At 56.9% G+C, this 15,613-nt stretch carries 11 protein-coding genes; 7 read left to right on the plus strand and 4 right to left on the minus strand.

Translation table 11 applies throughout. From position 1 onward, the window contains the following. Together sspA and AAF465_13060 are read left to right on the plus strand one after the other, a co-directional pair. A partial coding sequence (gene sspA / locus AAF465_13055; protein MEM7083652.1) for a stringent starvation protein A occupies window positions 1-145 on the plus strand: 145 nt, incomplete at its 5' end. Between the two features lie 57 nt (window positions 146-202). Next, on the plus strand, window positions 203-595 hold the full coding sequence (locus AAF465_13060) for a ClpXP protease specificity-enhancing factor (protein ID MEM7083653.1): 393 nt from the start codon (window positions 203-205) through the stop codon (window positions 593-595). Window positions 596-1,107: 512 nt separating this feature from the next. Here the strand turns inward: AAF465_13060 and AAF465_13065 are convergent. Continuing rightward, window positions 1,108-1,251 (minus strand): hypothetical protein, encoded by a 144-nt coding sequence (locus tag AAF465_13065; GenBank protein MEM7083654.1) that lies wholly within the window; start codon window positions 1,249-1,251, stop codon window positions 1,108-1,110. A 318-nt stretch (window positions 1,252-1,569) separates the two neighbouring features. Between AAF465_13065 and AAF465_13070 the strand changes: the two genes are divergently transcribed. Together AAF465_13070 and AAF465_13075 are read left to right on the plus strand one after the other, a co-directional pair. Further along, entirely contained in the window at window positions 1,570-2,121 is a 552-nt protein-coding gene (locus tag AAF465_13070) for a sigma-70 family RNA polymerase sigma factor (GenBank protein MEM7083655.1), read from the plus strand. Beyond that, entirely contained in the window at window positions 2,105-4,855 is a 2,751-nt protein-coding gene (locus AAF465_13075; protein ID MEM7083656.1) for a serine/threonine-protein kinase, read from the plus strand. The genes AAF465_13070 and AAF465_13075 overlap by 17 nt, the downstream gene beginning before the upstream one ends. A 130-nt stretch (window positions 4,856-4,985) precedes the next feature. On the opposite strand, the gene AAF465_13080 is transcribed toward AAF465_13075, so the two are convergent. The 3 genes from AAF465_13080 to AAF465_13090 form a co-directional block, all read right to left on the minus strand. Next, a complete protein-coding gene (locus AAF465_13080) occupies window positions 4,986-5,558 on the minus strand; it encodes a phosphoheptose isomerase (GenBank protein MEM7083657.1) in 573 nt (190 codons plus the stop codon). A gap of 268 nt (window positions 5,559-5,826) precedes the next feature. Beyond that, window positions 5,827-6,204 (minus strand): YraN family protein, encoded by a 378-nt coding sequence (locus AAF465_13085; protein MEM7083658.1) that lies wholly within the window; start codon window positions 6,202-6,204, stop codon window positions 5,827-5,829. 10 nt (window positions 6,205-6,214) lie between these two features. After that, window positions 6,215-8,116: a penicillin-binding protein activator gene (locus tag AAF465_13090; GenBank protein MEM7083659.1), complete on the minus strand. Its 1,902-nt coding sequence runs from the start codon at window positions 8,114-8,116 to the stop codon at window positions 6,215-6,217. A gap of 143 nt (window positions 8,117-8,259) precedes the next feature. Here AAF465_13090 and rsmI point away from each other — a divergent pair, with 143 nt between their 5' ends. The 3 genes from rsmI (at window position 8,260) to AAF465_13105 (ending at window position 15,575) form a co-directional block, all read left to right on the plus strand. Next, the gene (gene rsmI, locus AAF465_13095; GenBank protein MEM7083660.1) at window positions 8,260-9,105 is read left to right on the plus strand and encodes a 16S rRNA (cytidine(1402)-2'-O)-methyltransferase; all 846 of its coding nucleotides are present in this window, start codon (window positions 8,260-8,262) and stop codon (window positions 9,103-9,105) included. A 425-nt stretch (window positions 9,106-9,530) separates the two neighbouring features. Next, a complete protein-coding gene (locus AAF465_13100; GenBank protein MEM7083661.1) occupies window positions 9,531-13,073 on the plus strand; it encodes a choice-of-anchor D domain-containing protein in 3,543 nt (1,180 codons plus the stop codon). A 186-nt stretch (window positions 13,074-13,259) separates the two neighbouring features. After that, entirely contained in the window at window positions 13,260-15,575 is a 2,316-nt protein-coding gene (locus AAF465_13105) for a TonB-dependent receptor (GenBank protein ID MEM7083662.1), read from the plus strand. Window positions 15,576-15,613: the final 38 nt, after the last annotated feature.

Below are 15,613 nucleotides of genomic sequence, written 5' to 3' on the forward strand. Positions count from 1 at the left end.
CGCGCCGGTGCTTTGGCGCCTGCCGAGTTACGGCATTGAACTTGGGCCGGAGGGTGCCGCTATTGAGGCCTACATGGAGCGGGTGTTTGCCCGTCCGTCTTTCCAGAGCAGTCTCACCGAGCTTGAGCAGGAAATGCGGATGTAGGTTGGCCGATTCGGGCGGCGCACCAAATTCAGTGGCGACGCGCGTTCGGAATCCACAATGAGCGATTCAGAACTTTCTTCCCGTGTGCCCTATCTCTTTCGCGCGATGCACGCGTGGATTGTGGACAATGGCCAGACGCCGTATGTGGTTGTGGATGCCACGGCGCGCGGGGTGGATGTCCCAGTTCAGCACACCGTTGATGATCGTATCATCCTGAATATCAGCGCTTCGGCGGTTGAGCATCTTGTTATGGAAAACGATGCGGTCACGTTCGTCGCTCGTTTTGGCGGCCAAGCCGAGAGCATCTATCTGCCCACCCACGCCGTGCTGGGTATTTACGCTAAGGAGAGCGGGGAGGGCATGATATTTGCTGCATCCGCGAATGAACCCGACGACGAACCACCCCCATCGGATGATCCGGTTCGGCCATCGCTTCGCGTTGTTAAGTAGGTGTTTTCCGCGACGCCCTAAACAGCGGTTTTCCCAACGGTCGACGCGCCCTAGGCTGAATGGCTGGCGCCCCCTCTCTTGGCGTTGTCGCCGCAAACAAAGCGGAGCGTGGTGCACGACGCGGACGTTGCTGCTTCGTGTTTATCACACGTTTCTCCACGTGGCCGATACAGTGAGAACCAGCCACCGCCCGTCCTTTTGGCCGTCGGGATCCGTTCCTGTGACTGGTCCTCAGTAGTAATAGCGAGAAAACCCGGGAAAAACCCTCACTTTATTTCCGAATTGTCACAAATCATTGTTTCAAAACGTTTTTCTTAAGCAATCGATTGGGCTAATAAAAAACGCGAGTCCCATTGGGCTCGCGTTCGAATGAAGGGTGTCTTGCTTGCTGCAGCCAAACCTCAATTGTCAGCGCCAGAACGAAGTGGCGGCGGACGTGTGCGCGATGAACCAGGTCGCGCGTCTTCGTAGCAGCATCGTGATCGCGGGCGATCACGCAAAGCAAGTGGCCGTTAGGTCAGTTGCGACCCAATGATCGCGCCGGCCAGCGCGCCCACAAAGGCCGCAATGGCCACTGGGATGGTGGGATTTTTGGGAGGCGGTAACGCCGCAAATGGAATCGGATCGTTATTTTGTCCGTCAGTGTTGTCTCCCATGGTTCTCTCCTGTGATTGGTGAATGGGAGACCAAAGACTAAAGGTTGTGGTCATCCGAACGCGAGCGTTACCCAGGGTTCATGACGTTTCGATGGCAGTCGCTGTCTGTTTGTGTCAAATCCGCTTCGATGGATCACTGCTGCCATCCGACTGACCCATCGAAATCCGCCGTTGAGTGGTCGTTTCTCGCGCATTTTTGTCGGGGTGGCGAGGTTAATTGCCAGCCCCTTCAGCGGCAGAGTTCAATTGAACGGCGGTGAGTTGCGTCGGGCAACGATGGCCGCATACCATTACACGAGATTGACTTGTGGGGGTTTCATGTCGAATTCGGTAACTCAATTACTCGGTGCCTGGCGGGAAGGTGACGAAGCCGCGCTCTCGGAATTGACGCCGCTGGTGTATCAGGAGCTTCGCCGACTGGCGGGGAGCTACATGCGTGGTGAGCGACGAGGCCACACGCTTCAGGCTACCGCCGTGGTCAACGAGGCCTATATGCGCATGGTCGACATGGATGTTGAATGGCAAAACCGCGCGCATTTTTTTGCTATTGCTGCCCGTCTTATGCGCCGGATCTTAGTGGATCATGCCAAAGCGCACCGTCGCCAGAAGCGCGGTGGTAAAGACACGACGTTGTCGCTCGAAGAAGCCCTCGTGATGGGGGAAGAGCGTGCGCCCGATTTGTTGCATCTGGATGAAGCGCTCAGCAAGCTCAGTGAAGTGGATGAGCGAAAAAGCCAGGTGGTTGAACTGCACTTTTTCGGTGGACTGACGTACGACGAAATCGCGGAGGCGCTGGATATTTCTGCCGCAACGGTGCATCGCGACCTACGGATGGCCAAGGCTTGGCTCAACAATGAGCTCAAAAACTGACTCACTATCTACCCAGCAATGGGCCGAACTGCAGCGCTTATTTGATCGCGCAATGGAACTGCCTGCGGCCCAACGCGCCGAGTTATTGGACACCGAGTGTGATGGCGATGATCGCCTGCGCAAGCAAGTCGATGCGCTCATACTGGCGGCGGACGCCGATGAGGAGCTGGTTGGTGACCTGATTCGCACGGCAGCGGATCAGGTGCTGGAAACCAATCAGCGCACCCGCGCGCGAATCGGCTCGTTTAAAATCGTTGATACCATCGGAACGGGTGGTATGGGCATGGTTTACTTGGGTCAGCGGATTGATGCCGAGTACGAGCAGCAGGTCGCGATCAAAGTGCTTCATGATGGCCTTGAATCGGAGGGAGCGCTGCTACGCTTTCGTGCAGAGCGGCAAATTCTGGCGGATCTAAACCATCCGAATATCGCGCGACTGCTCGATGGTGGGCAGACCGAAGATGGGCGACCCTACATCGTGATGGAATACATCGATGGTATTCCCCTCGTGCAGTACTGTGATCAGCGCCGTCTCGATATTGACGCTCGACTCGATCTGTTTCGGCAGGTGTGTTCAGCGGTCGCCACCGCTCACCGTAGCCTGGTGGTGCATCGTGATCTTAAGCCAAGCAACATTCTCGTCGACGAGTCGGGTGTTCCGAAGCTGCTTGATTTCGGTATCGCGAAAGTGCTTAACAATCGATTCGCTCAAGAGGACCTTGCAGAAACACAGCTCGGCGATCGTCTACTGACGCCCGATTACGCCAGTCCAGAACAGGTGCAAGGCCAGCCGATCACCACCGCTAGCGACATTTATTCGCTGGGTGTTTTGTTGTTTCAGCTGTTGGCCGGCACGCGCCCGTTTCGGCTGGTGGATAAGTCGCCTGCTGAAATGGAGCGAATCGTATTGCACGCGATGCCGACGCCGCCGAGCCGAGCGCTGGGTACGCTCAAAGGTCGTGATGATAGTGCGCGCGCCATTGCGGCGGATCGGCGAAACACCAACGGGGACAAACTGTCGCGCAAGCTGGCCGGCGAGCTGGATGCGATGGTATTGATGGCGCTACGTAAAGAACCACAGCGACGCTACGCATCGGTCGGGCAGTTTGCGGCGGATATCCAGCGTTATCAGCAAGGTTTGCCGATACTGGCCGCTTCCGACTCGCGCGGCTACCTGCTTCGAAAGTTTGTTCATCGGCACCGCGTGCCGCTGGCCGCGGCGATGCTGGTGTTGGTCTCCTTATTGAGTTTCTCGGTCATGACCTACCGTCAGGCGCAAGCGCTCGCGGTTGAAAAAGATGTATCTGAGAATGCGCTCGAGTTCTTATCGGAGGTGTTTGAGTCCAGTACCCCAGGTGCGCTCGAAAAAGAGCAGGTGACCGCTCTCGATATTCTGGACGTGGGTGCCGCGAGGGTGGAAGAGGAACTGGCCAATCAGCCGGCGCCGCGGGCGCGACTTCAGCGTATCATTGGTTTGGCCTACGCGAGCAATTTGCAAAGCGAAAAAGCGTTTGAGCAACTTGAGCGGGCGCGCGCTACCTACACCGATTTTTACGGGCCAGACCATCCCTACACGGCGGATGTCTTGCAAAATCTCGGCAGAATGTATCGCGACCGAGGCGATTCGGCGGCTGCGCTACCGCTGTTTGAAGAGTCGCTGGCGATCTACCAGAACTCCGTATCCGATACGTTTTTTCGCAACGATCGAATCAAGGGCTATCATGCCGCACGCAATGCCCGGCATGATGTGGCTATCACTGAGCGGCAGCTGGGCAATTTCGTCATGGCTGAGCGCTTGGTTCGCGACAATATCGCACTAGTCGACAAACAGGGCACCGACGAGCGCTATGTCGAAGAGCTGCCGTATCGATACAGTTTCCTGGCAAATTTGCTTCAGGTCAAAGGTGATACAGAGAGTGCCGATCAGGCCTTGCGTACGGCGGTGGAGCTTTCAATTGCGAACACGGGAGACGATTCGCTGTTGACCGCGACCATGTACGAAAGCTACGCGGAATTCAAACATGGAATCGACAGTTTGGCGGAAGCGGAGCAGTTGTACCAAAAAGTAATCAAGATTCGAACGGGAAAAATGGCGGAGAGTGCCGATGGCATCCGGATGATTCGCGGTCTGATCGGTCGTCTGCGCCGCGATCAGGGTCGTTACGACGAGGCGCATGCCGTGCTCTCACGCGTCATTGAAGTCGATCGAAAAAACTTTGGATCGCCTTTGCCCTACAACTCCGGCCGAACCTTATGCGAATTGTCCCGCGTTAAACGCGCGCTCGGTTTATACACAGAAGCGCAAGCTCTTCTCGATGAGGCGGAAAAACTGTACTTGCGTTCATCCGACCCCGGCAGTGCGATGTTTGCTGAAGTACTTCGGGAACAGGGAAACGTCGCCGTGGCGGTCGGTGACCCCGAGCGCGCGCTGGCGAGATTTGATCAAGCCGTTACACTGTTGCGAGGGCTCTATGGAGATAACTACTGGCAAACAGCCGCGAATGTTGCTGAACAGTCAGAAGCCTACATGGCGCTTGGTCAGTACACTCAGGCGCATGAGGCACTCAATGCCGCGTTGCCGGTGCTTGAAGCTAAATTAGGTTCGCATCATCGACTGTCACGGGCGGCCCGAGAACGACTGCAGCGTGTGCTAGCAGCGATGGAAGAGAAGGAGAATCGACATGGATCGCCGGCTCTGTCAGCGTCACCGGTTAGCGATGGTCAATCGCCTTAATGCTAAGCGCACACGCGCAACCCGCATCAGTTCATGACTGGCAAGCAACGCCGTCGGTTGGGAAAACACTCAACGTTCGCTCGATAGCAAAGTAATCGTCCGAAATCGACTGTTCTAAGCGCATTGTCGTTTAGTCGCCGAGCAGCTCGCGATCGAGCAAATAGCACAAACAGTGAATGAGCAGCAGATGCACTTCCTGAATCCGTGCTGTCACGGTAGCCGGCACACGCAGTTCGACATCATCGCCCCGGAGCAGCGGTGCCATGTCGCCCCCGTCCCGCCCGCTCAATGCAATCACATCCATTTGCGCCTCGTGCGCAGCCAGAATAGCGCGATTAACATTCGCGGAATTACCGGACGTTGAAATCGCCAGAAGCAGATCGCCGGGTCTGCCCAATGCACGAACTTGTTTAGCGAAAATGTCTTCATAGCTATAGTCGTTGGCGATAGAGGTCACGGTCGATGCATCAGTAGTGAGCGCCATCGCCGCAAAGCCTTCTCGATCACGATCGAAACGATTGAGTAATTCGGATGAAAAGTGCTGCGCATCACCTGCAGAGCCGCCATTACCACAGCTGAGTACTTTGTTGCGCGCTTTGACACACCGATTAAGAAGTACCGAGGCGCGAGCGATATCGGTTACCATCGCGTCGCGGGACTGGTTCTTCGTCTCGATGCTTTGATTAAATAGATCGATAATCATTGTATTTATATCGCTCACGGCGTGTCCTTTTTCCAAACGGTGGCCGGAAGGGTCAACCACGTAGTTAAGTGGATAGTGTAACTGTTTTATCGGTCGTACAAACGACTCGCTCGAAATTGATTTATCAAGCTGAAAAAACCGCGCAGTCAGTCAACGCGACAAGTTAGTTCGGCGCTCATCAGGCTCGGTTCAATCGATGTGCGTCGGTTTGGCGCCGCAGGCCCTCAATGATGAATGGACAGACGGTTCGTGCTGTTACGTGGGTTCGTCAATCGGTCAAGGCGAAGGCGTTTTCGATCCACTCGATGTGCCATTCTGGCCGTGTAACGGCCACCACATCGAACCGGCAAGGGGTCTGCGGGTCGGTGCAACAGTAGGCCAGATAATGATGGGCAGTTTGGATGAGATTGCGCTGTTTTCGGTGACCCACGCTGCTCGCGGCTCCGCCAAATAGGCGATTACGACGTGACCGGACTTCGACGAACACCAGTTCGAACTTGTGTTGCATGATCAGGTCGATTTCTCCATATCGGCAATGATAGTTGCGCGCCGTCAACGTTAATCCGGATCGGAGAAGAAACCGCTCGGCCGCGCGCTCCGCGTCCGCGCCTGCCGGATGGCGTCGACGCGGCCGGACAGCGCGCACGTCCGTCGTATCAGGGTGCGAGGTCGATAGACTCGGTCAGGCTATCTTGCTCGTCGAGCGGCGGCACATACTCGGCACGTCCGCGCCGGATCACCGCGATGTCGAGATCGCGCGTGATGCGATTGCCAGGCGCGAGGCTCAGGCGTCCGGTGAGTCCAGGAAAACCGGCGTTTAAAGCCACCTGCTGACCATGAAGTTCCGACAGCAGCGCATAGGCATCCATGCCCATCGCATACAGGCGACCGAAACGCTTCACGCGTTCGGGCCACGCCCGTGTGAGCGCTTCGCGTTGGTCAACGATGGTGTCGTCAGTCGAAACGATCCATGGCGTGTCGGCAAAGGTCACTCCCTCGAGGTCTTTGCGGTTGAGGTTTGGGTCGTCTTCAAAAATCGAGGCCGTTGAAATGACCGGTAGGTCATTGGCGTAGTGGTAGTTGAGTTGCGGTCGCAAGAGTCGTCCTTGCCGGGCGCTGGCGACGAGAAAAATGCTCTGTGCGTCCTCGCGACGACGTGGCTCAAACTCCAAGCGTTCGCCAACGATCGCGCTCAGTTCCTGATGTCGAGCACGGCTACTGTTGAGGTTGAGCAAGTTTGTGATGGGGGCGGCAAAATCTTTATCGGTTGGGGTATAGCGACCGGCATCCAGCAACTGACCTCCCCCCGCTTCGTAGGCTAGCGCAAAACTATTGAGCAGACGCTCGCCCAACGCGCTGTCGGGCACCAGAGCCACGCTTCGCATAATCCCCTCTGCCAAGGCGTGACGCGCAATCGCGGCGGATTCATGTTCGGGCGCGAGCGAAAACTGGAAGAAGTTAATGGGTACGGATTGACCTTCGTCGAGATAGTTAAGCGCCAATGTGGTCGTTGCGACCGCGTTGTTTTCGATCAGGGCGCCAACGTTGCGTTTGCTGAGCGGTCCGACCACAAACTCTGCGCCGTTACGGATCGCTGTTTCGTAGGCCTCCACCACCGGCACTGAAGCGGTATCGAAGAGTTGTACTTGCGGTCGTTGGGCGTTGTCGTTATCACTTAGATAGGCGGCGATGAAGCCGTCGCGTATGGCCATTGCCGGTCCGCTGAAACGGCCGGACATCGGCAACAGTAGCGCCACGGATTTGGGCTGTTCGCCGCTCGGCAAGGCTTCATCGTCGGCTAAATTGTCGGTGAGAACCGCTGCTCTATGCTCGCGATATTCGTTTTCCCATTCTCGAACCTGCAGAGCCAGCGAGGCTCGATTGCGGCGATGGTCTCGATAAACACGCGCCAGGGCCAGCCAACCTTGGAGATTGCGGTCGGCGTCCTCAGGTGTTTCAAGCGGATGACCCTTACGCCCGAGATCGCGCAGTGTGCTCCATAAGAGCGTGCGGTTTTGGCGAATGTCATCGCTGCGACGCAACCGGGATTCCCGCTCGGTCAATGTTTGGATCGCGCCGACCGCATCACCGGTGGCCGCCTGAGCTCGAGCCAGGAGCTCAAGATAGGCCGGTTGTTGTGGATGCTGCACCTGCGGCCGCAGTCGTTCAAGATCGCTCAAAGCGCCACGCGCTTCGCCATTTACGAGCTTATCGGTCGCCAACAAAATGCCGATAATGGGATCGTCGTTGGGATAAGCACCTCGCACTTTGCGCAGTGTTCCAAGCGCGCGTATCGATTCCCCGTGACTGAACCAGGCGCGCGATGCGCGCAACAGATAATCGTCTCGACGACTGCCGGTGGTCGCGCTGTCTGCGAGTCGCTCGTAAGTGCGTGCTGCTCGATCAAAGCGCCCGTCGGCTTCGTGCCGTTCGGCCATTTCTTGCGGATTTGTGGACGGCCGCAAGGTGGCTGATTCGGGCACACAGGCGCCGAGCAGCCCCAGCACAATGAGTACGGACAGGCGCACGGCAAATGGCGACGACAAGTTGAGTGGCATGGTGTTCATCCTGATGAGTGTCCGCGACAGAGTGGCACAATGGTACACTCAATCCCAGGCCAATAATGCGCCAAATATTCCCGATAAGGCGTGGTTTAGGCGTCGATTTTGGGGGCTAAACTTACTCTCCTGAAGGAAACGGCATGTCGTCAGAAGGCTGTCTGTATGTGGTGGCCACGCCGATCGGCAATCTTGGCGATATGACGCCGCGCGCCGTCGAGACGTTAAATCATGTGGAAATAATCGCCGCGGAAGATACACGGCATAGCGGTCGGCTGCTCGAGCACTTCAATATCCAAACGCCGATGGTGTCGTTCCACGACCACAATGAGGATCGCCGCGCGGACGAGCTCATGCATCGGCTTACCCAAGGTCAATCGGTCGCATTGATTTGCGACGCGGGTACGCCTTTGATTAGCGATCCGGGTTACACGCTGGTACAGCGGGCACAGTCACACGCCATACGCGTGTGTCCGATCCCAGGTGCGACGGCGGTGATCAGCGCGCTGAGTGTGTCCGGGTTGCCGACCGACCGCTTTGTGTTCGAGGGGTTTTTGCCCGCAAAAACGGCCGCGCTTCAGCAGCGATTAGACGCGCTGCGCAGCGAGACCCGAACGCTTGTTTTCTACGTATCGCGTCATCAGGCCGCCCGGGTCTTGGCGCAGTGCGTCCAAACCTTTGGCGGCGATCGACCTGGACTGTTGGCCAAGGAATTGACCAAACTTCACGAAACATTGGTTCGCGCGACGCTTGAGCAATTGCAGGCTTGGTGGGCGGAGCGGGTCGAGCGTCAGAAGGGCGAACTGGTGCTCGTCGTGGGTGGGGCGTCGGACACGGTAACGACCGACGATGACCTGCAGCGAACAGTCTCCGTGTTGTGTGAGCACCTGGGCGCCAAGCAGGCCGCTCAGATCGCCGCGAACTTGACGGGGCGACGCCGAAATGAGGCCTATCGTCTAGCCCTCAAGCTGAAGAACCCACTTTCCTGATGGGCGTATGGCAAGGGGACGCCGCGTCGATTTTATCCGTTCGATCGGCCATGCGAGTGCGCCATACGGGTCTACCCGTAGAGAAATTGGAGTGGTTGCGTGGTAAATCATTGAAAAGTGGCGCAAAAAACTAAACAGTCAAGTGGCGCGTGAAAAGTGTGCAGGGTATACTCACTCGGCAGGAGTCTCGCAACACCCCGCATCTAAGATGATCTTTCGTACAGGAGTGCATGATCGCCTGGGTGTCCGTGTCGCAGTGTGTTTTGTGGACGCAGCGTCTCAAGGCACTCTGGGCACCGGTGTTGCCCTGCTAAAAAAGCGACGGGTAATTGACCAGACTTGGGATGGGACGGTCGACGATCATAAAGCAGCGTGCGTTGTAGAAGCGAGGCGGCTGCACCGATAAATAGAATCAGGGGATTCACATGAGTTCGAATGTATGGGCGAGCGCGGCTCGCTGGGTACGCGTGGCATCAGGTCTTTTAGTCGCCATGATCGCGTTGAGTGCACCGTCAGTGATGGCGCAAACCGAAACACTGACCTACGCCGGCGAGGTGGATGATGCAACTGGCGCATTCGTCGCACTGACGCCAGTCGGGACGATCGTCGGTGGTCCGATAGTGGTGGATGAAGCCGCCTTGCTCGCCGGTTCGATTGGTATTGCTGATATTGTTTCGATCGACGTAAATGTGGGTGGTTTTTGTTTTGCTACCGGCATGGGCGATTGTGGAGGCGTTGGCACGCTAGTCCCGATCACGTCAATCGATGCGGCCGCGATAACGGGCTCAGCGGGTACCTTGGCCGGCAACTTCACCGTGACGGCATTTTCTCCGACCTTCATGGTCTCTATTCCCATTTCCTTTGATTTGGATGCGGCCTCCTTTTCGGCAGATGGCGGTGCGTTGGGCACGGTAGGCGGTTTTGGCTCGCTGACATCACCGCTGGCCGCGGCACCTGAAATCGACACCACGCCAGCAGCCGGCGCCGCGGCGATTGATTTTGGCGATGTCGCGACGGGTTCAGGCGCGCAAGCGCAAACCATCATGGTGAGTAACACCGGCACCGGACCGCTGACGATTTCGTCGGTCACGACCACCGGTGCGCCGGGTGATCTGGTTGTAACGAACACCTGTGATGCAGCGCCGATTGCGGCGGGTGGAATGTGTGAGGTCACAGCAACCCTGACGCCCACAATCGAAGCGGCGATCAGTGCGAACATTTCCATTGCGTCGGATGACGCGGATGAGTCCGTGCTCGATTTTGGCGTGTTGGCTAATGTGGTTGCACCGGCTGCACTGAGCTCCGATGCACCAATCGGCATGGCGCTCATGATCGACTCGGTGGCCGTGGGTGGTACGACAACCGGCGTTGTCACCGTCACCAACACGGGCGGACTGGCGGCGACGTTGGGCACAGCGACCATGCCCGGCGCACCGTTTGCGCTAACCGCCCAAGACCTCTGTTCGGGTCAGGTGCTTGCGCCGGCCGGCATGTGCACGATCGAGGTTGAGTTCTCACCGACTGCGTCTGGCGCCTTTGACAGCACGTTTTCAATCGACCTGGCGACACCGGGAGCGGGCACCAATGCCGACATCGCCGTCATGTCCTCAACGCTCGATCCGGCGGTTATGGCCTCGGCTGACCCGATCCTGATTGGCGACACCATCGTGGGCGACACCAACACTGAAGTGCTCACATTGACGAATACGGGTGACGCGGACTTACTGGTTAGCGCGGTGACCGGATTGGCGGCGCCGTTTTCGGTAGCAGCCGATACCTGCACTGGAACGCCGGTGGCGCCGATGGCCATGTGCATGATCACCATTGAATTTGCGCCGACGGTTGAGGCGGCCGTGATGGACATCATCGAAATCGCCAGTAATGATCCGGCGTCACCACTGAACATAGACGTTTCGGCAAACGGCACCGCGATGCTGTTGCCAAACATAAACGTCGCGCCATTGGCGATCGATTTCGCACCCGCAGTGCTGCTGGGAACAAGCGAGACCGAAACGGTGACCGTGAGTAATCTGGGTACCGCTGATCTCAACATTACGAGCATCACGGTATCGGCCGGGTCCGCGGATTTCACGATCATGAATAACTGTGGTGCGATGCTCGCCACGGCGGCGTCTTGCACGGTTGATGTGACCTATACGCCGTCGGCAGCGGGCAATGCCATGGCTACACTGTCGATTGTGTCTGACGATCCTGATACGCCGACGGCCGATGTGGCATTGAGCGGTAGTGGTGTGGCGCCAGCACCTGAAATTGACGTATCCGCCACCGCGTTGATGTTCGGTTCCATTCTCGCCAATGCAACCGCAACGTTGGATCTCACAGTGAGTAATACCGGTACGGCTGATTTGGTAATCAGCGGTGTCACGATTGGTGGTGCCGATTCCGGCGTCTTTGCGCAAACCAATGACTGTGCCACAGTGACTGCGGGCGGCAATTGCGTGGTGTCGGTCACCTTTGATCCGATGATGGTGATCGATGCGACTGCAACTCTGACCATCGCGTCCAACGATGCGGATGAAGCCATGCTGGATGTGGCGCTCACAGGTATGGCGACACCGGTTCCGGAGCCAATGATCGTCGTACCCGCGGGTCTGGATATTGGTGGGGTCAATGCCGGAACAACGGGCACGGGTACGATCACTGTTGAGAATATGGGCACGGCCGATCTGGTCATTTCCAGTGTGATGCTCAACGGCACGAGTACCGATTTTGCCCAAACCAATGCGTGTGGCACGGTCGCGCCGAGTGCGACGTGTGACATCGAATTAACGTTTACGCCCGCCACACCCGGTGCGGCGACGATCGATGTAGTGATTGATTCCAATGATGCGGATAATCCAACCAGCACGGTACCGGTGACGGCCGAAGCACTGATTGCGGTGGCTCAAATCAGTAATACGGCGTTCAACTTTGGCAGCGTACGAATCGGTGAGACCGGCACCAATACGGTGATGATCACCAATGCTGGCAATATCGACTTGATGGTGACCGGGGCGACCTTGGGCGGTACGGATGCGGCGAGTTACTCGTTGGCCAATGCCTGCGCGACGTTGGCCGCCGGCGCGTCATGCACCATCGATATCACCTACACGCCAGCAGCGGAGGGGGCAAGCATGGCCACACTGACGATCACAACTTCTGACTTGGCGTTGCCGACCGCGGATGTCGCGTTGAGTGCGGCCGGTGCACCGCGCGAACCGGTGGTGGTGACGGTGTCGACCGAAGGCGGTAGCGGTGGTGTCGGTAGCTTGGGCTGGTTGAGTCTGGCCGGCGTGCTGCTGGCCGTGGCGCGGCGTTTGCGCCTAGGCGCGTTAATGCTGGCGCTCGGCCTGAGTGCTGCGGCGATGGCGGATGACCATGATGCGTCCTACTGGTACGCCGGGGTCGCCTTTGGTGGTGCGGACGGTCAAGCTGATGTGGCGGCCATCCGCAGCGGTATTGAGGAAGCGGTGAATGTCGAGTCGATCGACATTGGTGATGATGACACAGGGTTTAAAGGCTTTGTGGGTTTTCAGGCTACCGAGCACTTAGGCGTTGAGCTGGGTTACGTCGATCTGGGCGAAGCGGATATCGATTTGCAACTGGGTGATGTAACGCTAGAAACGTTGCCGCTCATTTCGCGTACGGTGTCGGGCAACCTGTCGTTGCTCGGTAGTGGCGTGTTTGGCTCGGTCGTTGCACGCCAGTCAATTGGTGAGCACCTAGGTGTGATGGCGCGGGTGGGGCTCATCAGCTGGGAAGTGGAAACGACCATTGGCGGGTCCACCAGCACTGGCGCATTGAATATCGAAGAGGTGGAGTCCGGTACAGACTTTACGTTCGGCATCGGTGTTGAAGGGTGGTTTGGTGAGAATAAGCGGTTCGGCGTTCGCGGCGAATGGGAGCGCTTTGAACTCGGCGAACAAGACGCCGAATTTCTCTCCTTAGGTATCCTGTACCGATTCTGATCAACACGTTTAATAAGCCTACACAGCAAGCTGGGGGCGCAATGCCCCCAGCCGTTTGCTCGACACTGACCGCTCGGGCGTTGCTTGTGAACTGCCGCCGTTTTCCAGCGCGTATCAGGCCCCTCACCGTGCCGTTTTCGGCCGTACCCATTCGCTGCTGAATTGTACGTAGCTATCGGAGTGACTATGACTAACCGCTTATTTTCCCCTGCTGGTGTCTCGTGTGTTGCCGTTGTCTGTGCCGTATCATTAGGCGCGGGAGATGTGCAGGCGCAAACATTGGAAGAAGTGTTTGTAACCGCACAAAAGCGAACCGAATCGTTGGAGGATGTGCCAATTTCGATTACTGCAATCGCGGGCGACGAGATTGCGCGCAATGGGATCGGTAATGTCGATGCACTGCAGGCACGCATTCCCAACTTCAATATGTCGACTGCCGCCGTGTCGACTGAAATCTATATTCGCGGTGTCGGCAGTGGTGCGAACGATGGATTCGAACAATCGGTCGGCATGTTTGTCGATGGAGTGTTCGGCGGACGCGGTCGACAGTTTCGCGCGCCGTTTCTTGATCTTGAGCGATTGGAAGTGCTGCGCGGGCCGCAAGGTGTGCTCTTGGGTAAAAACACGATCGCTGGGGCAGTCAATATCGCCACTGCCAAACCCACTTCAGAGTTTACCGGTTCGCTATCCGCGTCCTACGATGACCGGCTAGAAGAGGGGACCGCCACGCTGGTCTTGTCTGGACCGTTTTCGGATAGCACCCGGGGTCGCATGGCCGTTACCGGGTTAAAAAGCGAAGGGTATTTGTTTAATACGGTCGACCAGCAGCCCGAGATGCAGCGTGAGGAATTTACGGCGCGGGGCATTATCGAACATGACTTCAGTGACGCGGTCACGGCGCGTCTCAAGTACGAATCGGGTTCATTTGACACCGATGGGAGTCGTTTTGTTATTAACGATGTGGGGCCGTTTGAAGACGTCTTTGTCTCCTTCGACGAGAACTTTACCCAAGACCGCTATCGCTCTTCAAAAGGTGGGCTTGGTGGTGAGGATGAGTTTGATGAAACCACTACCACTAACGCAGCGCTCACGGTTGATTGGGAGTGGGAGAACCACACCTTTACCTCGGTAACCGGTTATTCCAATTTTGAGTTTCGTCGCTTGCTCGATTCGGACTTCTCGGCGATTCCGCTGATTATTACTGAAACGATCCCCGAGATTTTCGAACAGGTCTCTCAGGAATTTCGGTTGAGCTCCGATCCGGGTAACCGCATTGACTATATTCTGGGGCTGTACTGGCAAACCAATCGACTCGATACGCTTCGAGAAACCAGTATCGATGGTGACACGCTTGCCGCCTTGCTCTTAGGGCCGCTGAATAATCCGCTCGGTGCGGCCGCCACACGCACCACCGGCAAAACCTTTCAAAAATTTGAACAAAAAGCCGACAGCTTTGCCGCGTTCGCTCAGCTAACCTGGAATATCACCGATCGGTTTCGTACCACTGCGGGCGTTCGTTATTCTGAGGAGGATAAGTCGGCGCTGCAATTCGTTCGGCTCGAGACGTTAGATGGTCAATTAAATACCGACCCGCTGAGTATTCAACTTACTGAACTCTTTTTCGGGTTTACCAACCATCGGTTTGAAGGTGAACGTTCGGAGTCGGATGTGTCGCCATCCGTCAATGTGCAGTTTGATTTTAATGACGACATCATGCTCTACGGCACCTGGGCACGCGGGTTTAAAGCCGGTGGATTCAATGCGCAGGAGCGCGGCGACGACATTGCGCTGTTCGAGTTTGAAGAAGAGCAGGCGACAACCATCGAGGCGGGTCTAAAAGGGCGGTTTCTCAATGGCGCGGCGCGACTCAATGTTAATTTTTTCCGATCGGTCTATGACGACTTGCAGGTGAGCTCGTTCAATGGGGTCACGTTTATCGTGGGCAACGCGGCCGAATCCGAATCGACCGGCGTCGAAATTGACGGCGCCTGGGCGTTAAGCGAACACGTCGAGATCGGCGCAGCGGTGGCCACGCTGGACGCGACTTACACGTCGTTTCCAAACGGTCCGTGTTTTGCGGGCGACGAGCGACCCGAGTGCACCGATATCAGTTCTTTGGGCGCCCGCGATTTATCGGGCGAGCGTGTGGGCTATGATCCGGAGTTTTCAGGGAACGTCTATCTGCGTGGACGGGTTGAACTCAACAATGACTATCTGGTTACGTACGGGGCTGATTGGACGTTTACGGATGGGTTTTTCTACAACGCGGATCTTGATCCGGCGGACTTTCAAGAGCCATTCGGCTTGTTTGATGTGCGTTTGGGTTACGGTCCTGCTAATGGCCGATGGGAAATAGCGATAGTGGGGCAAAACTTGACCGAAGAGCTGACCAATGGCAGTTACGGTTCGGACATCCCCTTGCTGACGGGCGCACACTTCAGTGCTTCGATCCCGCCGCGGCGAGTGGCGCTTCAATGGAACTGGCGATTCGGGTCGCTTTGATTACGAAGCGTGTCGAACTGCAGCGTTAAGGCAACATA

The organism is Pseudomonadota bacterium (assembly GCA_039028935.1).
Taxonomy (GTDB): Bacteria; Pseudomonadota; Gammaproteobacteria; order Steroidobacterales; family SZUA-146; genus SZUA-146.

Bases quoted from the DNA above. Each gene is read 5' to 3' on its own strand.
- AAF465_13060 (MEM7083653.1), top strand. From the start codon at position 203: ATGAGCGATTCAGAACTTTCTTCCCGTGTGCCCTATCTCTTTCGCGCG.
- AAF465_13065 (MEM7083654.1), bottom strand. From the start codon at position 1,251: ATGGGAGACAACACTGACGGACAAAATAACGATCCGATTCCATTTGCG.
- AAF465_13070 (MEM7083655.1), top strand. From the start codon at position 1,570: ATGTCGAATTCGGTAACTCAATTACTCGGTGCCTGGCGGGAAGGTGAC.
- AAF465_13075 (MEM7083656.1), top strand. From the start codon at position 2,105: ATGAGCTCAAAAACTGACTCACTATCTACCCAGCAATGGGCCGAACTG.
- AAF465_13080 (MEM7083657.1), bottom strand. From the start codon at position 5,558: ATGATTATCGATCTATTTAATCAAAGCATCGAGACGAAGAACCAGTCC.
- AAF465_13090 (MEM7083659.1), bottom strand. From the start codon at position 8,116: ATGCCACTCAACTTGTCGTCGCCATTTGCCGTGCGCCTGTCCGTACTC.
- rsmI (MEM7083660.1), top strand. From the start codon at position 8,260: ATGTCGTCAGAAGGCTGTCTGTATGTGGTGGCCACGCCGATCGGCAAT.
- AAF465_13100 (MEM7083661.1), top strand. From the start codon at position 9,531: ATGAGTTCGAATGTATGGGCGAGCGCGGCTCGCTGGGTACGCGTGGCA.
- AAF465_13105 (MEM7083662.1), top strand. From the start codon at position 13,260: ATGACTAACCGCTTATTTTCCCCTGCTGGTGTCTCGTGTGTTGCCGTT.